Consider the following 20,965-nt stretch of genomic DNA (forward strand, 5'->3'; position numbering starts at 1 on the left):
AAAATGGCTAAGTTAACAAAAAAGAAAAAAGAAGCTCTTTCTAAATACGACCCTGGCCAACATTATTCCCTGGCTGAGGCTTCTTCTATTGTTAAGGAAATTTCAAACACCAAATTTGATTCTTCTATAGACCTGGATATCCGTCTGGGCGTGGATCCGCGAAAAGCCGACCAAATGGTCCGGGGAGTAGTGGCCTTACCTCACGGTACGGGAAAGGAATTGAAGGTATTGGTGCTTTGCAGCCCTGACAAAGAAGAGGAAGCCAAAGAGGCAGGTGCTGATTATGTTGGACTGGATGAGTACATTGCAAAGATTGAAGGTGGATGGACTGACATTGATGTCATCATTACCACACCAAATGTAATGGCCAAAGTAGGTAGACTGGGTAGGGTTCTTGGACCCAGGGGCTTGATGCCTAATCCCAAGTCTGGTACTGTGACCCTTGATGTAGGGAAAGCAGTTAAAGAAGTTAAAGCTGGTAAAATCGATTTCAAAGTAGATAAATTCGGCATTATTCATGCAAGTGTAGGAAAAGCTTCCTTTACTGCTGAAAAAATTCAGGAAAACGCAAGGGAATTAATCCTGACCATATCTAAACTGAAACCGTCTGCTGCGAAGGGTACTTATTTCCAAAGTATACATTTATCCAGTACCATGTCTCCGGGCATCGTGATAGATAAAAGTAGTATTCAAGGTATATAATTATGACTAGAGAAGATAAAAAAACCATAATTGAAGAACTTACCGATAAACTGAAGACTACTCCGCATTTCTACATTGCTGACGCCTCTGGATTTAGTGTGGCTCAGGTAAATGGTTTCAGGAAATTGTGTTTCGATAAAGGGCTTGAATACAAGGTTTACAAAAATACCTTGATCAAAAAAGCACTTGAAAATCTTGAAGCCGATTACGCTGATTTTGCAGATAGTACTTTAAAAGGTTTTTCGGGAATCCTGTTTTCACAGGAAGTTGCGAATCTTCCCGCTAAAGTGATATTGGATTACAGAAAAAAATTGGGTAGCAAAGAGAAGCGGCCGCTTTTTAAAGGTGCTTCGGTAGACGGCGACCAATTTATCGGAGAAGACAATCTGAAAGTCTTGTCTGAATTGAAATCCAAGGAAGAATTGTTGGGAGAAGTTGTTTCTTTGCTTCAATCTCCTGCGAAAAATGTGGTGTCCGCACTTCAGAGTGGAAAATCAATTCTTGCCGGCCTGGTAAAAACCTTGTCCGAGAAGGAAGAAGCTTAATAAAATCATTCAAATTAGTAAATAACAATCAATTTAAATAGTAATACAATGGCAGATCTTAAAGCATTCGCTGAGCAGTTAGTTAACTTGACTGTAAAAGAGGTAAATGAGTTGGCCGCAATTTTAAAAGATGAATATGGTATCGAACCTGCCGCTGCTGCCGCTACTGTAGTAGCTGGAGGTGGAGCCGCTGGCGAAGGTGCTGCTGAAGAAGAAAAGTCTTCTTTTGATGTTGTCTTAAAAGCTGCAGGTGGACAAAAATTGGCAGTTGTCAAACTTGTTAAGGAATTGACAGGTTTGGGACTAAAAGAAGCCAAAGAGGTAGTTGACAGTGCTCCTAAAGCCGTTAAGGAAGGAGTAAGCAAAGAAGAGGCCGAAGCGCTTAAAAAGCAACTTGAAGAAGCCGGAGCCGAAGTTGAGCTTAAATAACATTGAATAACCAACTCCTATTGGACTTGGTTTATCAGCATCAGACCTGACTTATCAGTCAGGTCTTTTCCTGTTTATGGACATGAAAATAATTGCACTTTTTAAAGTGTAAATTGTCCTAAATTAATAATAACTTTCACTTAAATTATATACTGCCTTGGCTATCCAGAATCAAACCGAAAGGAAAAGTTTCTCATCCATTAAGGTAGTCAAAGACTATCCGGATTTCTTAGATATTCAACTGCAATCTTTTAAAGATTTCTTCCAGTTGGATACCCCTGCAGAGAAAAGAAGGCAGGATGGTCTTTTCAAGGTTTTCTCCGAAAATTTCCCTATTAGTGACTCCAGGGAAAATTTCACCCTTGAATTTATCGACTATACCGTAGATCCCCCTAAGTACAATGTCTCAGAAAGTATAGACCGAGGTCTGACTTATTCTGTTCCGCTTAAAGCAAAATTGAGATTGCTTTGCTCCGATGAGGACAATGAGGACTTTGAGACCATAGAGCAGGAAGTGTTTCTTGGAAACCTTCCTTATATGACCGAGAAAGGATCATTTGTGATCAATGGTGCTGAGCGGGTAATCGTTTCTCAGCTTCACCGTTCTCCCGGTGTCTTCTTTGCCCAAAGCAAGCATACCAATGGTACCAAACTCTATTCGGCAAGGATTATACCATTCAAGGGTTCCTGGATAGAATTTGCTACCGACATCAACAATGTCATGTATGCCTATATCGACAGGAAGAAAAAATTTCCTGTTACCACATTATTAAGGGCTATAGGATATGGTTCAGATAAGCAAATCCTTGATTTATTTGGTCTTTCTGAAGAAGTAGAATCCAATAAATCAACTCTGAAAAAAATTATTGGCAGAAAACTGGCAGCCAGGGTTTTGAGAACCTGGGTGGAAGATTTTGTGGACGAGGATACCGGTGAGGTGGTATCTATCGACAGAAACGAGGTTTTATTGGAAAGGGACAGTATCCTGACAGATGAGGATATTGATCTCATACTGGAGTCAGGCACCAAAAGCGTAATCCTGCACAGGGAGGACGTAAATATTGCCGATTACTCCATTATTTACAATACCCTGCAAAAAGATAACTCCAATTCTGAGAAAGAAGCGGTAGAAGTAATTTACAGGCAATTAAGGAATACCGAAGCCCCTGATGAAGCTACAGCAAGGGAGGTTATACATGGCTTGTTCTTTTCTGACAAGCGCTATGACCTTGGAGAAGTCGGCAGATACAGGATCAATAAGAAGTTAGGATTGAATATCGATGCTGACAAAATAGTTCTGACTACAGAAGATATTATTTCTATCGTGAAGTACCTGATCGGCTTGATCAATTCGAAGGCGGTAGTGGATGATATTGACCACCTGAGCAACAGAAGGGTGAGAACTGTAGGCGAACAACTTTACAGTCAGTTTGGTGTTGGTCTGGCGAGAATGGCCAGAACCATCCGCGAAAGGATGAACGTCAGGGATAACGAGGATTTCAAACCTGTAGACCTGATCAATGCCAGAACTTTGTCCTCAGTAATCAATTCCTTCTTTGGGACCAACCAGCTGAGCCAGTTTATGGATCAAACCAATCCACTGGCAGAGTTGACCCATAAAAGGAGACTTTCTGCTCTGGGGCCTGGTGGTCTTTCCAGAGAAAGAGCCGGTTTCGAGGTTCGGGATGTACACTACACTCATTACGGTAGATTATGTACCATAGAAACCCCTGAAGGCCCGAATATTGGATTGATTTCCTCTTTATGTGTACATGCGAAAGTCAACAGCATGGGTTTTCTGGAGACACCTTACAGAAAAGTAAGTGCCGGTAAAGTGAGCATGAATGTGGAGGACATTGTTTTCCTGACAGCAGAAGAAGAAGATGATAACAACATCGCACAGGCCAATGCACCTCTGGATGATAAGGGTAGTTTTATTAATGATAAGGTAAAGGCCCGGTTTGAGGGTGATTTCCCGGTATTAGAGCCCAAGGAAATCTCCTATATGGACGTAGCTCCAAATCAAATTGTATCTGTTGCAGCCTCATTAATTCCCTTCCTGGAACATGATGATGCGAATAGGGCCCTGATGGGATCCAACATGCAGCGTCAGGCTGTTCCCCTGCTGAAGGCCGAAGCACCTATTGTGGGTACTGGTCTGGAAGGGAAAGCAGCTATTGATTCAAGGTCCTTGATTTTGGCTGAAGCGGACGGCGTCATTGATTATGTGGATGCCGAAAGGATTGTCATCAAATATGAACTATCCAGTGATGAATTGCTGGTTAATTTTAGCGATGAATATAAATCATATGACCTGATTAAATTCAGGAGGACCAACCAGGATACAACCATTAACCTGACGCCCATTGTTCTGAAAGGACAAAAAGTTAAAAAAGGGCAGGTACTGGTGGAAGGTTATTCTACCAATAAAGGTGAATTGGCCCTTGGTAAGAACCTTTTGGTTGCCTATATGCCCTGGCAGGGATATAACTTTGAGGATGCCATTGTGATATCCGAAAGGGTTGTGAGGGAAGATGTCTTTACTTCTATTCACATCGAAGAATTCCAATTGGAGGTCAGAGATACCAAACGAGGTGAAGAGGAACTTACTTCAGAAATCCCGAATGTTTCCGAGGATGCCGTTAAAAATCTGGATGAAAATGGAATTATCCGGGTGGGCTCCGAACTAAAAGAGGGAGACATTATCATCGGAAAAATCACACCAAAAGGTGAAACTGACCCAACTCCGGAGGAGAAATTGCTGCGTGCCATATTTGGAGACAAGGCTGGGGATGTAAAAGATGCCTCTCTGAAAGCTTCCCCTTCATTGAATGGAGTAGTAATAGAAACCAAATTGTTCTCCAGACCCAAGAAGGACAAGGATCTCCGTGCCAAGGCCAAGGCCGAGGTGGAACAACTTAAGCAGAAATACAGTAAAGACCTGCTTGGTGTAAGGGCGAAAATGATCCGAAAGCTTGTTCAGATTCTTGAGGGAAAGGTTTCTAACGGGGTAAGACACAAGTTTGGTGATGAAATCATCAGTAAGGGAATGAAATTCAATGCTCAGAACATTGAAAACAATCTTTTTCCGGCAAAGAATCCCTACAGGGACGAAAGCAATTACAATGTAGCGGAAGAAGTAAACCTGATATCCGATATCATTTTGGATGATTGGACGGATGATGAACATGCCAATTTGCTGGTTCAAAAACTGGTTAAAAACTATACCAATACCAGAAACGAGATTTCCGGGATCTTTAAGCGGGATAAATTCACGCTTGAAGTAGGTGATGAATTGCCTGCAGGTATAGTACAACTGGCTAAAGTGTATGTTGCCAAAAAGCGCAAACTTAAAGTTGGGGATAAAATGGCCGGTAGGCATGGTAACAAAGGAATTGTTGCCCGAATCGTAAGGGAAGAAGACATGCCATTCCTGGAAGACGGATCCCCAATGGATATCGTGCTGAACCCTCTTGGTGTACCATCCAGGATGAATATCGGGCAAATATTCGAAACGGTACTTGCCTGGGCAGGCAGAGAGTTAGGCAAGACCTATGCCACGCCTATATTTGACGGAGCAAGTACGGATGAAGTAGCGGCGGAATTGACCAAGGCCGGACTTCCTTCCTTTGGCCGGACCTATCTGTTTGATGGGTTGACCGGTAAGAAGTTTGATCAACCGGTGACGGTAGGTATTTCCTACATGCTGAAACTGGGCCATCTGGTAGATGATAAAATGCATGCAAGGTCTATCGGACCTTACTCATTGATTACCCAGCAACCTTTGGGTGGTAAAGCACAGTTTGGTGGTCAGCGCTTTGGAGAAATGGAAGTTTGGGCATTGGAGGCCTTCGGTGCATCTCATGTCTTGAGGGAGATCCTTACGGTAAAATCTGATGATGTTATCGGCCGGGCCAAAGCCTATGAATCCATTGTCAAAGGCGAAAACCTTCCTAAAGCAAACATACCAGAATCGTTTAACGTTTTGGTACATGAGCTCAGGGGACTTGCCTTGGAAATTACGCTTGACTAACTTAGAAACCATTAGGCCGTTTGGGGCCTTCAAATACAAAAACAACTATGGCGTTCAGAAAAAATAAAAAACTAAACAACGACTTTTCCAGAGTCACCATTAGTTTGGCCTCACCAGAGTCCATATTGGACAGTTCACATGGGGAGGTTACACAACCTGAAACGATCAACTACAGGACCTATAAGCCTGAAATGGGCGGTTTGTTCTGCGAGCGAATATTCGGGCCGGTAAAGGACTGGGAATGTCATTGTGGAAAATACAAACGCATCAGGTATAAGGGGATCATCTGTGACCGCTGCGGGGTGGAAGTTACCGAGAAGAAGGTCAGAAGGGAAAGAATGGGTCATATCGAGTTGGTAGTACCCGTAGCCCATATATGGTACTTCAAATCCCTTCCCAACAAGATTGGTTATCTTTTGGGATTGCCCACTAAAAAACTGGATCAGATTGTTTACTATGAAAGGTACGTGGTCATTCAGGCAGGAGCAAAAGCAGATGATGGTTTGCAATACCTGGACTTCCTGACAGAAGACGAATACCTGGATATCATGGACAAGCTTCCGAAAGAAAACCAGATGCTTGACGATGATGATCCCAATAAATTTATTGCCAAAATGGGGGCTGAAGCCTTGGAAATGCTTCTTGCCAGGCTTGACCTGGATGATCTTTCCTACAGTCTGAGGCATCAGGCCGCCACGGATACCTCCCAACAAAGAAAGGGTGAAGCCTTGAAACGCCTTAAGGTGGTTGAAGCATTCAGAGATGCCAGAACCAGGATTGAAAACCGCCCTGAATGGATGGTCGTTCGCATGGTTCCCGTTATCCCACCGGAGCTTCGCCCATTGGTGCCATTGGACGGAGGTAGATTTGCCACTTCGGATTTGAATGATCTTTACAGAAGGGTAATCATCCGTAACAACAGGTTAAAAAGACTTATCGATATCAAAGCACCTGAAGTCATCCTGAGGAATGAAAAAAGGATGCTTCAGGAAGCGGTTGATTCTTTGTTCGATAATTCCCGTAAGGTAAACGCCGTAAGATCGGATGGAAACCGGGCTTTGAAATCCCTTTCAGATATGTTGAAAGGAAAGCAAGGCCGTTTCAGACAAAACCTTTTGGGTAAAAGGGTTGATTATTCCGGCCGTTCTGTGATCGTGGTAGGTCCTGAGTTAAAACTGCATGAATGTGGTTTGCCCAAGAACATGGCCGCAGAACTTTTCAAGCCCTTTATCATCAGGAAATTGATTGAAAGAGGCATTGTAAAGACAGTAAAATCTGCCAAGAAGATCGTAGACCGCAAAGATCCGGTGGTTTGGGATATATTGGAAAATGTGCTTAAAGGACATCCGGTTCTGCTCAACAGGGCACCGACCCTGCACAGACTGGGTATTCAGGCCTTCCAGCCCAAATTGATTGAAGGCAAAGCCATTCAGTTGCATCCATTGGCTTGTACAGCCTTTAATGCTGATTTTGATGGTGACCAAATGGCCGTCCACGTCCCTCTGGGGCACGAAGCCATTTTGGAAGCTTCAACATTGATGCTTGCTTCGCACAATATTCTGAACCCTGCCAATGGCGCACCGATTACCGTACCCTCGCAGGATATGGTTTTGGGCCTTTACTATGTGACCAAAGGCATGCGATCTACGGAAGAAAGGCCTGTAGAAGGAGAAGGAATGACCTTTTATGGACAGGAGGAAGTACTAATTGCCTTGAATGAAGAGGCCATATCCAAACATGCACATATAAAGTGTAAAGTAAAAGTTAGGAAAGATGACGGCTCACTGTCAGATGAAATTGTAGAAACTGTGGCTGGCCGGTTGATATTTAATCAATTTGTACCTTCTCAGGTAGGCTTTGTAAACGAACTGCTGACCAAGAAAAAGCTTCAACAGATCATCGCTGAGGTGGTAAAGATATGTGGTATTGCTCGTTCAGCACAATTTCTGGATGATATCAAGCACCTTGGATTTCAAATGGCCTATTTGGGTGGTTTGTCTATGGGCTTGGATGATGTGATCATTCCCGAAGAAAAAGACCCACTTATAGAGAAAGCCAAAACGGAAGTTGACCAGGTATGGAATAACTACCTGATGGGTTTGATCACCGATAATGAGCGGTACAACCAGGTCATCGACATTTGGACCAGGACCAATTCCAACCTGACCAATATACTGATGCGTCAGATGGAGGAGGATCACCATGGATTCAACGCTATCTATATGATGATGCACTCCGGAGCCAGGGGTTCCAGAGAGCAGATCCGGCAGTTGGGTGGAATGAGAGGCCTGATGGCCAAACCCCAAAAGAACCTGCAGGGCTCAGTAGGGGAAATCATTGAAAACCCGATTCTGTCTAACTTTAAAGAAGGATTGGATGTATTGGAGTACTTTATTTCCACTCACGGAGCAAGAAAAGGCCTTGCGGATACTGCCCTGAAAACAGCCGATGCGGGATATCTTACCCGAAGGTTAGTGGATGTGGCACAAGACATGATCATTTCTGAGGAAGATTGTGGAACCCTGAGAGGATTGGTGGTTCAGGCATTGAAAGATAATGATGAGATTGTGGAGCCTTTATCCGAAAGGGTGGTGGGCCGAATTGCAGTACATGATGTAATTGATCCCATTTCAGATGAGCTGATTATCTCCTCCGGTGAAGAAATCACGGATGTAGTGGCCAAAGCCATTGATGATTCGGCAGTAGAAGAAATTGAGATCAGATCTGTACTTACCTGTGAAACCCGCAGAGGGGTTTGTTCCAAGTGCTATGGTAGAAACCTGGCCTCCGGCAAACAAGTACAGGTAGGTGAGTCTGTTGGTGTCATAGCTGCACAATCCATAGGAGAACCTGGTACACAGCTGACTTTGAGGACTTTCCACGTAGGTGGTACAGCTTCCAATATTTCTGTGGAAGCAAGTATCAATTCTAAATTTGATGGAATTGTAGAGTTTGAGGAGGAATTGCGTTGGATCAAAACTACCAACAAGGATGGTGAAGAGGTTGCCATTGTAATGGGTAGATCCGGAGAGATTAAGGTCAACGATGTCAAATCAGGCAAAACGCTGGTTTCCAATCACGTGCCTTATGGTGCAGTATTGAACGTTACCGATGGCCAAAAAATAGCTAAGGGTGAATCATTGTGTACCTGGGATCCTTACAATGCCGTTATACTATCCGAATTTGACGGGAAGGTTGATTTTGAGGCAATTATCGAGGGAGTTACCTATAAAGAGGTTGCCGATGATCAGACTGGATACAGGGAAAAGGTTATCATTGATACCAAGGATAAAACGAAAAACCCTGCCGTAATAGTAGAGCATGGCGATGAGTCCAAATCTTATAATATACCTGTTGGTGCTCACCTTTCGGTAGAAAAAGGAGAAGAGGTCAAAGCTGGACAAATTTTGGTGAAAATACCCCGATCTGTTGGAAAAACAAGGGATATCACCGGTGGTTTGCCAAGGGTAACCGAGTTGTTTGAAGCCAGAAACCCGTCTAACCCGGCTGTGGTGTCAGAAATTGATGGAGTGGTGATTTACGGTGGTATCAAGCGAGGTAATCGTGAGATATTCATCGAATCCAAGGATGGTGTTCGGAAGCGCTATATGGTATCGCTATCCAAGCACATTCTGGTTCAGGAAAATGATTTTATCCGAGCGGGAGAACCTCTTTCCGATGGAGCCATTACACCGAATGATATCCTTTCCATAAAAGGACCAACTGCAGTTCAGGAGTACCTGGTAAATGAGATTCAGGAAGTTTACCGTTTACAAGGTGTGAAAATTAACGATAAGCACATTGAGGTAATCGTAAGTCAGATGATGCAAAAGGTGGAAATCCTTGATGCAGGTGATACCGGATTTCTTCAAAATCAGATCGTTGACAAATGGGCTTTCCGTGAGGAGAATGACATGATATTGGATAAAAAGGTAGTGATGGACGCCGGAGATTCCGCTACATTGAAACCAGGCATGATCATTTCGGCAAGAAGGTTGAGGGATGAAAATTCCAGCCTGAAGCGAAAAGACATGAAACTCGTTCAGGTAAGGGATGCCCAAACTGCAGTTTCTCAGCCCACCCTTCAGGGTATTACCGCATCTTCTTTGGGAACAGAAAGCTTTATTTCTGCCGCTTCCTTCCAGGAAACCACCAAGGTACTGAGTGAGGCAGCCATAAGGGGTAAGCGAGATGAGTTGCTGGGACTTAAAGAGAATGTGATCGTGGGTCACCTGATTCCTGCCGGTACGGGTCAGAGAAAATTTGGCCAACTCATTGTCGGTTCCCAGGAAGAATATGAATTGCTTACTGCGGAAAAAGAAAGTAGTAGCAGAAAAGTTCGGGAAACCATTAAATAAAGAATTGCTCTTTATGGAAAAGGGCCTGCCGATTGTTGCAGGCCTTTTTTTCTTAACAACTACAATATGGATGAAGACAACAAAGCAGAAAAGGATAAGAAACAACAAATCAATGTTGAGCTTTCGGATGAAATAGCTGAGGGGATTTATTCCAATTTGGCCATGATTGCGCACTCCAATTCAGAGTTTGTGATTGATTTTATCCGGCTGATGCCAGGTATTCCGAAAGCTAAGGTCAAATCCAGAATCATCATGACTCCCGATCATGCCAAACGACTGCTGCTTGCGTTGAAGGACAATATCGAAAAGTACGAAAAAGCATTTGGGAAGATAGAAGGAGGCATGGAAGTGCCGCAATTTCCCTTGAATTTTGGGGGAACGCCGGGAGAGGCCTAACAGTGGATTAAATCCATACTTTATCCTAAAGCTTCCATTGAAAATGTGGCTTGGCACAGGTGATAAAATATAACTCCTTAATTTTGTTTGTTTTATTGATTTGTTTACCTTTGCAATCCGAATTTTATAAGTTTAAAAGCAGAATATTTAATTTATCTATTAATGCCTACTATACAACAGTTAGTTAGAAAAGGTAGAACCACTCTTGAGAGCAAATCCAAGTCAAGGGCTCTGGATGCCTGTCCCCAAAGAAGAGGTGTGTGTACCAGGGTGTACACCACTACACCAAAAAAACCTAACTCTGCCATGAGAAAGGTGGCCAGGGTAAGATTGACCAACGGAAAGGAAGTTAATGCCTACATTCCGGGAGAAGGTCATAACCTTCAGGAGCACTCAATTGTGTTGATCCGAGGAGGAAGGGTAAAAGATTTGCCAGGAGTAAGGTATCATATTATCCGGGGAGCCCTGGATACTGCCGGAGTAAAAGACCGTAAGCAGGCGCGTTCCAAGTATGGAGCCAAGCGGCCCAAGGCAGCAAAAAAGTAATGTCAATAACTTAGAATAAAATGAGAAAAGCAAAACCAAAAAAGAGGTATATTCTTCCTGACCCCAAATTCAATGACACTTTGGTCACCAGGTTTGTCAATTGTTTGATGGTGGATGGTAAGAAAAGTATTGCTTACAGGATTTTCTACGATGCTATAGAAAAGGTAGAAGATAAAGTAGGTGAGAATGGTCTTGAGGTTTGGAAAAAGGCACTGAACAATATCACTCCTGCTGTAGAAGTTAAGAGTCGTAGGGTTGGGGGAGCCACTTTCCAGGTACCTTTGGAGGTAAGACCAGAGCGTAAAATTTCCCTGGGAATCAAGTGGATGATTACTTTTGCCAGAAAAAGAGGCGAGAAAACCATGATGGACAGACTGGCAGGTGAGATTATCTCTGCATCTAAAGGAGAAGGCGCTGCCGTGAAGAAGAAAGACGACACGCATAGAATGGCAGAGGCCAATAAAGCATTCTCGCATTTTAGATTTTAATGAATAATGGCTAAGAAAGACTTAAAATATCTCAGAAATATAGGTATCATGGCGCATATTGACGCCGGAAAAACCACTACTTCAGAACGTATCCTGTATTACACCGGACTTTCCCATAAAATCGGAGAGGTTCATGATGGTGCAGCCACCATGGACTGGATGGAGCAGGAGCAGGAAAGGGGTATTACCATTACCTCTGCTGCCACCACGACCAAATGGAAGTATCCTACTATTCAGGGTGTTGCCAATGATGATACCAAAGACTATCAAATCAACCTTATTGATACACCAGGCCACGTGGACTTTACTGTGGAAGTGGAAAGATCATTGAGGGTTTTGGATGGTGCTGTAGCCTTGTTTTGTGCAGTTTCCGGTGTAGAGCCACAGTCAGAGACCGTATGGAGACAGGCAGATAAATACCATGTCCCAAGGATTTGTTTCGTCAATAAAATGGACAGAGCCGGTGCTGATTTCTTCAATGCAGTGGCTGAAATAAAAGATAAACTTGGTGCCAATCCAGTTCCGCTTCAGATTCCAATCGGAGCAGAAGACACTTTTAAAGGAGTGGTAGATCTGATCACCAATCAGGCAGTGGTTTGGAATGAAGAAGACCAGGGAATGACCTATAAGGTTATTGATATTCCTGAAGACCTCAAGGAGACGGTTGCAGAATACAGGCAAAGCCTGGTGGAGCAGGTAGCTTCTTATGATGAGGCATTGATGGAAAAATTCTTTGAGGATGAAAATTCCATTACCAAAGAAGAAATGATGGCAGCTATCCGTAAGGCGGTTATCAATATGGATTTCTCACCTGTACTTTGTGGTTCTGCTTTTAAAAACAAAGGAGTGCAGGCATTATTGGATGCTGTTATTGCGTACCTTCCCTGTCCTCTGGATTTGCCAGCTGTGAAAGGGACCGATCCGGATACGGAAGAGGCTGTACTGAGACATCCTGACAGTGACGATCATTTTGCTGCATTGGCATTCAAAATCGCTACTGATCCTTTTGTAGGTCGCTTGGCCTTTATGAGGGTTTATTCTGGAAAACTCGAAGCTGGTTCTTATGTTTTTAACACCAGGACAGATAAAAAAGAAAGGATTTCCAGGCTGCTTCAAATGCACTCCAACAAGCAAAACCCAATTGATAGGGTTGAAGCTGGTGACATTTGTGCAGGTGTTGGGTTTAAGGATATCAAAACAGGGGATACCCTTTGCGACGAGAAGCACAAAGTGGTTCTCGAAGAGATGACTTTTCCAGAGCCTGTAATCGGATATGCGATTGAAGCCAAAACTCAGGCTGATGTGGATAAGCTGGGCATGGCGATATCTAAATTGGTCGAGGAAGATCCTACCTTGCATGTAAATACCGACCACGAAACTGGTCAGGTGATACTAAGAGGTATGGGAGAACTTCACCTGGAAATCATCATAGATCGCTTAAAACGTGAGTTTAAAGTAGAAATCAATCAGGGTGCTCCACAAGTTGCTTACAAGGAAGCTTTGTTTAGCAGTGTAGAACACAAGGAGGTATACAAGAAACAAACCGGTGGTAAAGGTAAGTTTGCCGATATCGTTTTTGAAATGGGTCCAAGAGAACCAGATCCGGAAACCAAGGAAATCAAACCTGGTTTGGATTTCGTGAACGGTATAGTTGGTGGAGTGATTCCTAAAGAATTTATCCCGGCTATTCAAAAAGGTTTTGCTGATGCAATGAAAAACGGACCATTGGCAGGCTATCCCATTGAGGCGATGAAAGTAAGGTTGTTTCATGGATCTTTCCACGATGTGGATTCTGATTCCCTTTCATTTGAAATGGCGGCCAGGATTGGCTTCAAGGAAGCCGCTAAAAAGTGTAAGCCACAATTGTTGGAACCTATTATGGCGGTTGAAGTGGTTTCCCCGGATGAATATACAGGACCGGTAACCGGAGATCTGAACCGTCGAAGGGGTCTGATGAAAGGAATGGATACCAAAGGTGCAGCCACGGTTATAAAAGCTTCAGTTCCTTTATCCGAGCTGTTTGGTTATGTAACTGACCTGAGAACAATCTCCTCTGGTAGGGCTTCTGCCTCGCTTACCTTTTCACATTATGATCCAGTTCCTAACAATATTGCTGAAGGTATCATTGCCAAAGTAAAAGGAGAGAAGGCTTAAATCAATCGAAAATGAATCAGAAAATCAGAATAAAATTAAAGTCATACGATTACAGCCTGGTGGACAAGTCGTCAGAAAAAATCGTTAAAGCTGTAAAATCTACCGGTGCCATTGTAGTAGGGCCCATACCCTTGCCTACAAAAAAGGAAAAATTCACCGTTTTGAAATCTCCACATGTCAATAAAAAAGCCAGGGAGCAATTCCAGCTTTGTACCTACAAAAGGCTGGTGGATATTTATTCCGGTAGCTCCAAGACTGTAGATGCTTTGATGAAAATCGAACTTCCCAGTGGTGTGGATGTTGAGATCAAAGTCTGATCCGCTCCGTTGGTCTTATTAAAAGCCCGTGCCAGTTTTGGCATGGGCTTTTTCGGTTAGTTTAATGGGATCCTTATTTCAATTTTGAAATTTTCTCCTGCAAAAGGCTTGTTATGTAGCTAATTGTTTGAAAATATTCAGGTTGCGATTTGCAAGCTGAAATTAAATTACTAACTTTGCAATCCTTTAAAAGGGCACAGGTGTGTAAAGCCTTGTGAATCATAGAATATTATATATCCATAGATGTCTGGAATAATAGGTAAGAAAATCGGAATGACTAGTATTTTTAGTGCCGATGGACGTAATGTCGCATGCACGTTAGTAGAAGCTGGTCCTTGCGTAGTGACGCAAGTAAAAAATGTAGAAACAGACGGGTACAACGCTGTACAATTGGCTTATGGTGAGCGTAAAGAGAAAAATACGCCCAAGCCCTTGATCGGTCATTTTAAAAAGGCCGGTACAACGCCAAAGCAGAAAGTTGTTGAATTCAGGGATTTCAGAGTGGAATTCGAAGGTCAGGTAGACATGGGCAAAACCGTTATATCTGACCAGATTTTTGTAGAAGGTGACTTTGTTGATGCCATTGGTACTTCCAAGGGTAAAGGTTTTCAGGGTGTGGTAAAACGACATGGCTTTGGTGGTGTCGGAGGTGCTACCCACGGACAGCACAACAGGCAACGTCACCCTGGTTCCATCGGTGCTTGCTCCTGGCCATCCAGGGTCTTTAAAGGCATGAGAATGGCTGGAAGGACCGGAGGTAACAGGGTCAAAGTGCTTAACTTAAAAGTACTTAAAATTTATCCTGAAAAGAACCTGCTTTTAGTAAGTGGTTCTATACCGGGAGCCAAAAATTCTTTTGTGATTCTAGAGAAGTAAGAAGATGGAATTAGCAATATTAAAACAGACCGGTGAAGATACCGGAAGAAAAGTTTCGCTTTCCGAGGATATTTTCGCGGTTGAGCCCAACGATCATGCCATTTACCTTGATGTCAAGCAGTATTTGGCCAACAAGAGACAGGGTACCCACAAGTCTAAAGAAAGGGCAGAGATTTCCGGATCTACCAAGAAGATCAAAAAGCAAAAAGGTACCGGAGGTGCTCGTGCAGGCTCTATCAAATCCCCGATTTTCAGGGGTGGTGGCAGGGTTTTTGGACCTAAACCAAGGGATTATTCTTTTAAATTAAATAAAAAATTAAAGCAGGTTGCCAGGAAATCTGCCTTATCTTACAAGGCAAAAGATAATGGCCTCGTAATATTGGAAGATCTGGTTTTCGATGCACCCCGGACGAAAGATTACATCAAGCTGCTTTCCAATTTATCGCTTTCAGATAAAAAGACCCTACTTGTAGTGGCTGAAAACAATCAGAACGTTTATCTGTCATCCAGAAATCTTCAAAAAGCAAAGGTTCGGATCGTGGATGATTTGAACACTTATGAGGTTTTGGATGCGGATAGCCTTGTTTTTTGTGAAGGTGCATTGAGTAAATTAGAAACCCTTTTATCGAAATAAAATCATGGAGATATTAAAAAGACCTTTGATTACAGAAAAGATCTCAGCCATGAACGAACGTGGGGTCTATGGATTTGTGGTTGAAAAAACCGCAAAAAAGCCTCAGATCAAAAGCGCTGTAGAAAAAATGTACGGTGTCAAAGTGGTTGGGGTGCGTACCATGCGCTATGCCGCAAAGAAAAAGACCAGGTACACTAAAGCTAAAATTGTTTCCGGCTATACCAATACATTCAAGAAGGCAATAGTACAGGTGGCAGAAGGTGAAATTATTGATTTTTACGGTGAAATTTAATTGAATCAAACCAATGGCAGTTAAGAAATTAAAACCTGTAACCCCCGGAACCCGATTTAGAGTGGCCCCATCCTTTGATGAGATCACCACTTCCAAACCGGAGAAGAGCTTGTTGGCTCCTTTGAAAAAATCCGGCGGCAGGAACCATACTGGAAAAATGACCTCCCGATACATAGGAGGCGGACATAAGAAAAGACTCAGGATTGTTGACTTCAAAAGAGTAAAAGAAGGCGTTCCTGCAGTGGTGAAAAGCATCGAATACGATCCAAACAGGACGGCCAGAATAGCCTTGTTGTTTTACAAGGATGGCACCAAAACCTATATGCTTGCTCCTGAAGGACTTCAGGTTGGGCAGACCGTTTTGTGTGGTGAGCAAGCCAGTCCCGAAGTAGGAAACACCCTATTCTTGAAGGACATACCTTTGGGTACCATCATTCACAATATTGAATTAAAGCCCGGAAAGGGTGGAGCCATTGTTCGTAGCGCAGGCGGGTACGCACAGTTGCTTGCCAGAGAAGGGAAATATGTGACCATCAAATTACCTTCTGGGGAAATGAGAATGGTATTGGCAACCTGTAAGGCCACCATTGGGACTGTTTCGAATGGTGAACACATGAACGTTGTTCTTGGAAAAGCAGGCCGGAAAAGATGGCTTGGTAGAAGACCCAGGACCAGAGGGGTAGCTATGAACCCGGTAGATCACCCAATGGGTGGTGGTGAAGGGCGCTCATCAGGTGGTCATCCACGTTCCAGAACCGGTTTATTGGCTAAAGGGAAGAAAACCCGCTCGGTCAAAAAATATTCCAATAAATTTATCATTAGCAGAAGATCTAAATAAACATGGCACGTTCATTAAAAAAAGGCCCTTATATAGAACATCATTTGGCAAAGAAAGTGGATGTCATGAACGATTCCGGCAAAAAGTCTGTAATCAAGACCTGGTCAAGGAGGTCAATGATCTCTCCGGACTTCGTGGGACATACCTTTGCAGTGCATAATGGAAACAAATTTATTCCTGTATTTGTGACAGACAATATGGTTGGTCACAAGTTGGGTGAATTTGCTCCTACCAGAAATTTCCGTGGACACATTGCCAAAAAAGATAAAGGAAAGAGATAATCATGGAAGCAATAGCAAAATTAAATAACGTTCCTACCTCTCCCAGGAAAATGCGTCTGGTTGCGGATCTGGTAAGGGGAAAAAAAGTGGGTCAGGCATTAAGTATCCTGAAATTCACACCCAATCACGGTGCCATCAGGCTTGAAAAATTATTGTTATCAGCCATTGCCAACTGGCAGGCTAAAAATCCTGAAGAAAAGCTGGAAGATGCTGAGCTTTACGTCAAAACCATCGCGGTAGACGGGGGCAGGATGCTGAAACGGCTTAGACCTGCACCACAGGGCAGAGCCCATAGGATCCGCAAAAGATCAAATCATGTAACGCTAATCGTAGACTCCCTGAGTGGAGACGTTACCGCTGATATTGTTGAATCAAATGAAAATGAAGACTAAAATATGGGACAGAAAGTTAACCCAATTGGTTTAAGGCTTGGTATCATCAAGGGTTGGGACTCTAACTGGTATGGTGGTCGTGATTTTGCTGATAAGCTTTATGAAGACCAGAATATCAGAAAGTATGTTTTTGCCAGGATTCCAAAAGGTGGCATTTCCAAAGTAATCATCGAGCGAACGCTCAAAAGGATTACCCTAACCATTCAAACTGCTCGACCCGGAGTGGTAATTGGTAAAGGCGGTTCGGAAGTTGATAAACTAAGGGAAGAATTAAAAAAGCTTACCAATAAGGATGTTCAGATCAACATTTTCGAGATCAAGCGCCCTGAAATGGATGCGAAATTAGTAGGAGAATCCATTGCACAGCAATTGGAAGCCAGGATTTCTTTTAGAAGGGCGATGAAACAGTCCATTGCGGCTACCATGAGGGTAGGTGCAGAAGGAATAAAGGTTAAGCTTTCCGGAAGGCTTGGTGGAGCTGAAATGGCCAGGTCCGAGATGTACAAGGAAGGAAGGATACCTTTGCATACCATTCGTGCTGATGTGGATTATGCTTTATCGGAAGCACAAACGGTATATGGCAAGATTGGTATTAAAGTCTGGATCTTCAAGGGAGAAGTTTATGGTAAGAGAGATCTTTCCCCTAATCTGAGCTCTGGAAGCGATGCCAAAGGCAATGCTCCGGCTGGAAACAGGAGAAGGAGAGAAGGTGGTCCCAAGAGAAGAAAAAGAAACAACTAAACATCTTTAACTGAGCAATCATGTTACAGCCAAGAAGAACGAAATTTAGAAAAATGCACAAGGGGAGGATCAAGGGAATTGCCCAGAGAGGTCATACCCTGGCCTTTGGCAATTTTGGAATCAAATCCCTTGAGCCTGGATGGATCACCTCTAGACAAATAGAAGCTGCCCGTATTGCGATGACAAGAGCAATGAAAAGGGAAGGTCAGGTTTGGATAAGGATTTTTCCAGATAAACCCATTACCAAAAAACCTGCAGAAGTAAGGATGGGTAAAGGTAAAGGAGCTCCCGAATATTGGGTTGCAGTGATCAAGCCGGGGACAATCCTCTTTGAAGCTACAGGTGTACCTGTAGAAGTAGCCCAGGAAGCCTTGCGATTAGCACAACAAAAGCTTCCTGTAAGTACCAAATTTGTCGTACGTAGAGATTACGTTGGATCATAAAGCAATGAAAAATTCAGAAATCAATGCTCTTACGGAGAGCGAAATTATATCACGCATAGCTGCGGAGAAGGAGAACCTGACAAAACTTCGTTTTGCTCATGCCATTTCTCCTATTGAGAATCCTAATAGAATCAAAGAATCAAGGCGTTTGGTCGCAAGGTTGAATACTTTTTTACGAGCCAAACAACTAGCTAAATAAATAACAAAATGGCTACTACAGAAAGAAACCTTCGTAAAGAAAGAATAGGTAAAGTAGTGAGCAACAAAATGGATAAATCCATTACCGTAGCTGTGGAGAGAAGAGTAAAACACCCCATGTACGGTAAATTTGTTGGTAAGACTACCAAATTCATGGCTCATGACGAAAACAATGATTGTAATCCGGGAGACCTGGTGAAAATCAGTGAAACGCGTCCGCTGAGTAAGAGTAAACGTTGGAGATTGGTCGAAATAATAGAAAGGGCTTTATAAATCATGATACAGCAAGAATCCAGATTAAGCGTAGCGGACAATTCAGGCGCAAAAGAAGTGCTTGTAATCCGAGTTTTGGGAGGAACCAAGAGAAGGTATGCTTCTATTGGAGACAAGGTTGTCGTGTCTGTTAAATCGGCCATTTCGTCCAGTAACATGAAAAAAGGCACTGTTTCCAAAGCAGTAATAGTAAGGACCAGAAAGGAAGTCCGTAGAAAAGACGGCTCATATATCCGGTTTGAAGATAATGCGGCCGTACTTTTGAATAACAATGACGAACCCAGAGGTACCCGTATTTTTGGCCCTGTGGCCAGGGAACTGAGGGAGCGACAGTTTATGAAAATTGTATCACTGGCCCCTGAAGTATTGTAAAAATGGAAAGAAAATTTAACAAACAACCTAAATTGCACATCAAATCCGGAGATACCGTTTTGGTAATTTCAGGTGATGACAAAGGCAAAAAAGGAAAAATCCTTTCAGTTGACCAAACCAAGAGAAGGGCAATTGTTGAGGGTTTGAATATGGTAACCAAACATATCAAACCAACTGCAAATTCACCTCAGGGAGGTATTGAAAAGAAAGAAGCGCCGATTCATATCAGTAATCTAAAATTGGTAGATCCCAAAACCGGAGAAGCTACCAGAATTGGAAGAAAGAAAAATGAAGACGGAAAATTAGTAAGGTACTCTAAGAAAACCGGGGAGGTGATCAATGGCTAAACCTAGATTAAAAGAAAAGTTCGACAAGGAAATCACTTCGGAGCTGAAGGATAAATTTCAGTTTACAAGTGTGATGCAGGTTCCCAAACTTACCAAGATAGTTTTGAACAAAGGTATTGGAGCTGCGGTCGCTGACAAAAAATTGGTGGATCAGGGTGTAGAGGAACTTACGCTGATCACCGGGCAAAGAGCTGTAGCTACCAAAGCTAAGGTCTCCATATCCAATTTTAAGTTGAGAGATGGAATGCCTATCGGTGCAAAAGTTACTTTAAGAGGTGACAGGATGTACGAATTTCTTGACAGGCTGGTAAGCATTGCCTTGCCCAGGGTTAGGGATTTTAAGGGTATTTCTGATAAAGGATTTGACGGTCGTGGCAATTACACGCTCGGAGTGACTGAACAAATCATATTTCCTGAGATCAGTATTGATAAAGTAAACAGGATTTCCGGTATGGACATTACCTTGGTTACCAATACCAATAATGATGAGGAAGCATATGCCTTATTAAAATCTCTGGGAATGCCTTTTGTTAATAAAAATAAAGAAGAAGAATAATGGCAAGAGAATCGATAAAGGCCCGCGAAAGAAAAAGAGAACGTTTGGTAGCGAAATATGCTAAAAAACGTGCTGAACTAAAAGCTGCTGGTGACTACGAAGCCTTGGATAAGCTTCCCAAGAATGCTTCTCCAGTAAGGCTTCATAACAGATGCAAGCTTACCGGCAGACCCAAAGGATACATGAGAAAATTCGGTATCAATAGGGTGACTTTCAGAGAGATGGCTTCAGCAGGGAAAATTCCGGGTGTAACCAAGTCTAGCTGGTAAAAATTATATAATAGTTTTTATTCTAAATTTCATTGTGTAACTTTGCGGGCCCATTAGGGTTTTGCAGTTAGACTAATACAAATATGACTGATCCAATAGCTGATTATCTAACCAGATTGAGGAATGCCATCAAGGCTTCTCACCGGATAGTAGAAATACCTGCTTCGAACATGAAAAAAGAACTAACTAAAGTTCTTTTTGAAAAAGGTTACATACAAAATTACAAATTTGTTGAGGAGGGTCCTCAGGGTACTATAAAAATAGCCTTGAAGTACAATCCACAGACAAAGGAAAATTCCATTGTTAGCCTTTCTCGTATCAGTAAGCCAGGTTTAAGAAAATATGTGAGTAAGGATTCCCTTCCAAGAGTAATCAATGGTTTGGGAATTGCAATTATTTCCACCTCCAAGGGGGTGATGACTGACAAGGAAGCCCGTGTTGAAGGCGTGGGTGGAGAAGTCCTTTGTTACGTTTATTAAAAAATT

At 42.9% G+C, this 20,965-nt stretch carries 25 protein-coding genes; all 25 read left to right on the forward strand.

The genetic code is table 11. From position 1 onward, the window contains the following. Positions 1 to 3: 3 nt before the first annotated feature. The 25 genes from rplA (at position 4) to rpsH (ending at position 20,959) form a co-directional block, all read left to right on the forward strand. A complete protein-coding gene (rplA, locus tag HUJ21_RS18610; RefSeq protein WP_291372058.1) occupies positions 4 to 702 on the forward strand; it encodes a 50S ribosomal protein L1 in 699 nt (232 codons plus the stop codon). A gap of 2 nt (positions 703 to 704) precedes the next feature. After that, entirely contained in the window at positions 705 to 1,247 is a 543-nt protein-coding gene (gene rplJ / locus HUJ21_RS18615; protein WP_291372059.1) for a 50S ribosomal protein L10, read from the forward strand. Positions 1,248 to 1,295: 48 nt separating this feature from the next. Further along, positions 1,296 to 1,676: a 50S ribosomal protein L7/L12 gene (gene rplL, locus HUJ21_RS18620; RefSeq protein ID WP_162341762.1), complete on the forward strand. Its 381-nt coding sequence runs from the start codon at positions 1,296 to 1,298 to the stop codon at positions 1,674 to 1,676. A gap of 157 nt (positions 1,677 to 1,833) precedes the next feature. Further along, positions 1,834 to 5,709, forward strand: coding sequence for a DNA-directed RNA polymerase subunit beta (rpoB, locus tag HUJ21_RS18625; RefSeq protein WP_291372060.1), 3,876 nt, complete (start codon positions 1,834 to 1,836; stop codon positions 5,707 to 5,709). Positions 5,710 to 5,756: 47 nt separating this feature from the next. Next, the gene (gene rpoC / locus HUJ21_RS18630) at positions 5,757 to 10,067 is read left to right on the forward strand and encodes a DNA-directed RNA polymerase subunit beta' (protein WP_166147473.1); all 4,311 of its coding nucleotides are present in this window, start codon (positions 5,757 to 5,759) and stop codon (positions 10,065 to 10,067) included. 66 nt (positions 10,068 to 10,133) lie between these two features. Beyond that, positions 10,134 to 10,463 (forward strand): DUF3467 domain-containing protein, encoded by a 330-nt coding sequence (locus tag HUJ21_RS18635; protein WP_291372061.1) that lies wholly within the window; start codon positions 10,134 to 10,136, stop codon positions 10,461 to 10,463. A gap of 162 nt (positions 10,464 to 10,625) precedes the next feature. Then, entirely contained in the window at positions 10,626 to 11,009 is a 384-nt protein-coding gene (gene rpsL, locus HUJ21_RS18640) for a 30S ribosomal protein S12 (protein WP_166147476.1), read from the forward strand. A 20-nt stretch (positions 11,010 to 11,029) separates the two neighbouring features. After that, positions 11,030 to 11,497, forward strand: coding sequence for a 30S ribosomal protein S7 (rpsG, locus tag HUJ21_RS18645; protein WP_163380338.1), 468 nt, complete (start codon positions 11,030 to 11,032; stop codon positions 11,495 to 11,497). 6 nt (positions 11,498 to 11,503) lie between these two features. Continuing rightward, positions 11,504 to 13,651 carry an elongation factor G gene (gene fusA, locus HUJ21_RS18650; RefSeq protein WP_166147478.1) on the forward strand — a complete coding sequence of 716 codons (2,148 nt, stop codon included), beginning with the start codon at positions 11,504 to 11,506 and terminating at the stop codon, positions 13,649 to 13,651. A gap of 11 nt (positions 13,652 to 13,662) precedes the next feature. Then, positions 13,663 to 13,968, forward strand: coding sequence for a 30S ribosomal protein S10 (rpsJ, locus tag HUJ21_RS18655; RefSeq protein ID WP_073095396.1), 306 nt, complete (start codon positions 13,663 to 13,665; stop codon positions 13,966 to 13,968). A gap of 243 nt (positions 13,969 to 14,211) precedes the next feature. Beyond that, the gene (gene rplC, locus HUJ21_RS18660) at positions 14,212 to 14,844 is read left to right on the forward strand and encodes a 50S ribosomal protein L3 (RefSeq protein ID WP_163380336.1); all 633 of its coding nucleotides are present in this window, start codon (positions 14,212 to 14,214) and stop codon (positions 14,842 to 14,844) included. Positions 14,845 to 14,848: 4 nt separating this feature from the next. Beyond that, complete coding sequence (gene rplD / locus HUJ21_RS18665) at positions 14,849 to 15,478, forward strand: 50S ribosomal protein L4 (protein WP_291372062.1); 630 nt, start codon at positions 14,849 to 14,851, stop codon at positions 15,476 to 15,478. 4 nt (positions 15,479 to 15,482) lie between these two features. Then, positions 15,483 to 15,770 (forward strand): 50S ribosomal protein L23, encoded by a 288-nt coding sequence (gene rplW, locus HUJ21_RS18670; protein WP_166147482.1) that lies wholly within the window; start codon positions 15,483 to 15,485, stop codon positions 15,768 to 15,770. Between the two features lie 13 nt (positions 15,771 to 15,783). Further along, a complete protein-coding gene (gene rplB / locus HUJ21_RS18675) occupies positions 15,784 to 16,608 on the forward strand; it encodes a 50S ribosomal protein L2 (RefSeq protein WP_291372063.1) in 825 nt (274 codons plus the stop codon). A gap of 2 nt (positions 16,609 to 16,610) precedes the next feature. After that, positions 16,611 to 16,889, forward strand: coding sequence for a 30S ribosomal protein S19 (gene rpsS, locus HUJ21_RS18680; protein ID WP_073095400.1), 279 nt, complete (start codon positions 16,611 to 16,613; stop codon positions 16,887 to 16,889). Positions 16,890 to 16,891: 2 nt separating this feature from the next. Further along, on the forward strand, positions 16,892 to 17,281 hold the full coding sequence (gene rplV / locus HUJ21_RS18685; RefSeq protein WP_166147485.1) for a 50S ribosomal protein L22: 390 nt from the start codon (positions 16,892 to 16,894) through the stop codon (positions 17,279 to 17,281). Between the two features lie 3 nt (positions 17,282 to 17,284). Then, positions 17,285 to 18,022 (forward strand): 30S ribosomal protein S3, encoded by a 738-nt coding sequence (gene rpsC / locus HUJ21_RS18690; protein WP_291372064.1) that lies wholly within the window; start codon positions 17,285 to 17,287, stop codon positions 18,020 to 18,022. Between the two features lie 20 nt (positions 18,023 to 18,042). Beyond that, the gene (rplP, locus tag HUJ21_RS18695; protein ID WP_073095403.1) at positions 18,043 to 18,465 is read left to right on the forward strand and encodes a 50S ribosomal protein L16; all 423 of its coding nucleotides are present in this window, start codon (positions 18,043 to 18,045) and stop codon (positions 18,463 to 18,465) included. A 4-nt stretch (positions 18,466 to 18,469) separates the two neighbouring features. Beyond that, positions 18,470 to 18,664 (forward strand): 50S ribosomal protein L29, encoded by a 195-nt coding sequence (rpmC, locus tag HUJ21_RS18700; protein ID WP_163380330.1) that lies wholly within the window; start codon positions 18,470 to 18,472, stop codon positions 18,662 to 18,664. Between the two features lie 8 nt (positions 18,665 to 18,672). Next, positions 18,673 to 18,936: a 30S ribosomal protein S17 gene (gene rpsQ / locus HUJ21_RS18705; protein ID WP_166147489.1), complete on the forward strand. Its 264-nt coding sequence runs from the start codon at positions 18,673 to 18,675 to the stop codon at positions 18,934 to 18,936. 3 nt (positions 18,937 to 18,939) lie between these two features. Next, the gene (rplN, locus tag HUJ21_RS18710) at positions 18,940 to 19,308 is read left to right on the forward strand and encodes a 50S ribosomal protein L14 (protein WP_166147491.1); all 369 of its coding nucleotides are present in this window, start codon (positions 18,940 to 18,942) and stop codon (positions 19,306 to 19,308) included. Positions 19,309 to 19,310: 2 nt separating this feature from the next. Then, on the forward strand, positions 19,311 to 19,655 hold the full coding sequence (gene rplX / locus HUJ21_RS18715) for a 50S ribosomal protein L24 (protein WP_166147492.1): 345 nt from the start codon (positions 19,311 to 19,313) through the stop codon (positions 19,653 to 19,655). Further along, positions 19,648 to 20,211, forward strand: a complete 564-nt coding sequence (gene rplE / locus HUJ21_RS18720; protein ID WP_291372065.1) for a 50S ribosomal protein L5 — start codon at positions 19,648 to 19,650, stop codon at positions 20,209 to 20,211. The genes rplX and rplE overlap by 8 nt, the downstream gene beginning before the upstream one ends. Next, complete coding sequence (gene rpsN, locus HUJ21_RS18725; protein ID WP_026956459.1) at positions 20,211 to 20,480, forward strand: 30S ribosomal protein S14; 270 nt, start codon at positions 20,211 to 20,213, stop codon at positions 20,478 to 20,480. Before rplE ends, rpsN begins: the two co-directional genes overlap by 1 nt. Before the next feature lie 83 nt (positions 20,481 to 20,563). Beyond that, complete coding sequence (gene rpsH / locus HUJ21_RS18730) at positions 20,564 to 20,959, forward strand: 30S ribosomal protein S8 (RefSeq protein ID WP_166147496.1); 396 nt, start codon at positions 20,564 to 20,566, stop codon at positions 20,957 to 20,959. Positions 20,960 to 20,965 lie beyond the last annotated feature (6 nt).

The organism is Cyclobacterium sp. (assembly GCF_014762705.1).
In the GTDB taxonomy this organism is placed as follows: Bacteria; Bacteroidota; Bacteroidia; order Cytophagales; family Cyclobacteriaceae; genus Cyclobacterium.

Bases quoted from the DNA above. Each gene is read 5' to 3' on its own strand.
- rpmC (WP_163380330.1), top strand. From the start codon at position 18,470: ATGAAAAATTCAGAAATCAATGCTCTTACGGAGAGCGAAATTATATCA.
- fusA (WP_166147478.1), top strand. From the start codon at position 11,504: ATGGCTAAGAAAGACTTAAAATATCTCAGAAATATAGGTATCATGGCG.
- rpsH (WP_166147496.1), top strand. From the start codon at position 20,564: ATGACTGATCCAATAGCTGATTATCTAACCAGATTGAGGAATGCCATC.
- rplJ (WP_291372059.1), top strand. From the start codon at position 705: ATGACTAGAGAAGATAAAAAAACCATAATTGAAGAACTTACCGATAAA.
- rplB (WP_291372063.1), top strand. From the start codon at position 15,784: ATGGCAGTTAAGAAATTAAAACCTGTAACCCCCGGAACCCGATTTAGA.
- rplE (WP_291372065.1), top strand. From the start codon at position 19,648: ATGGCTAAACCTAGATTAAAAGAAAAGTTCGACAAGGAAATCACTTCG.
- rplC (WP_163380336.1), top strand. From the start codon at position 14,212: ATGTCTGGAATAATAGGTAAGAAAATCGGAATGACTAGTATTTTTAGT.
- HUJ21_RS18635 (WP_291372061.1), top strand. From the start codon at position 10,134: ATGGATGAAGACAACAAAGCAGAAAAGGATAAGAAACAACAAATCAAT.
- rplD (WP_291372062.1), top strand. From the start codon at position 14,849: ATGGAATTAGCAATATTAAAACAGACCGGTGAAGATACCGGAAGAAAA.
- rpsL (WP_166147476.1), top strand. From the start codon at position 10,626: ATGCCTACTATACAACAGTTAGTTAGAAAAGGTAGAACCACTCTTGAG.
- rpoC (WP_166147473.1), top strand. From the start codon at position 5,757: ATGGCGTTCAGAAAAAATAAAAAACTAAACAACGACTTTTCCAGAGTC.
- rplW (WP_166147482.1), top strand. From the start codon at position 15,483: ATGGAGATATTAAAAAGACCTTTGATTACAGAAAAGATCTCAGCCATG.
- rpsS (WP_073095400.1), top strand. From the start codon at position 16,611: ATGGCACGTTCATTAAAAAAAGGCCCTTATATAGAACATCATTTGGCA.
- rplV (WP_166147485.1), top strand. From the start codon at position 16,892: ATGGAAGCAATAGCAAAATTAAATAACGTTCCTACCTCTCCCAGGAAA.
- rplP (WP_073095403.1), top strand. From the start codon at position 18,043: ATGTTACAGCCAAGAAGAACGAAATTTAGAAAAATGCACAAGGGGAGG.
- rplN (WP_166147491.1), top strand. From the start codon at position 18,940: ATGATACAGCAAGAATCCAGATTAAGCGTAGCGGACAATTCAGGCGCA.
- rplX (WP_166147492.1), top strand. From the start codon at position 19,311: ATGGAAAGAAAATTTAACAAACAACCTAAATTGCACATCAAATCCGGA.
- rpsJ (WP_073095396.1), top strand. From the start codon at position 13,663: ATGAATCAGAAAATCAGAATAAAATTAAAGTCATACGATTACAGCCTG.
- rpsC (WP_291372064.1), top strand. From the start codon at position 17,285: ATGGGACAGAAAGTTAACCCAATTGGTTTAAGGCTTGGTATCATCAAG.
- rpsQ (WP_166147489.1), top strand. From the start codon at position 18,673: ATGGCTACTACAGAAAGAAACCTTCGTAAAGAAAGAATAGGTAAAGTA.
- rplA (WP_291372058.1), top strand. From the start codon at position 4: ATGGCTAAGTTAACAAAAAAGAAAAAAGAAGCTCTTTCTAAATACGAC.
- rpsN (WP_026956459.1), top strand. From the start codon at position 20,211: ATGGCAAGAGAATCGATAAAGGCCCGCGAAAGAAAAAGAGAACGTTTG.
- rpsG (WP_163380338.1), top strand. From the start codon at position 11,030: ATGAGAAAAGCAAAACCAAAAAAGAGGTATATTCTTCCTGACCCCAAA.
- rplL (WP_162341762.1), top strand. From the start codon at position 1,296: ATGGCAGATCTTAAAGCATTCGCTGAGCAGTTAGTTAACTTGACTGTA.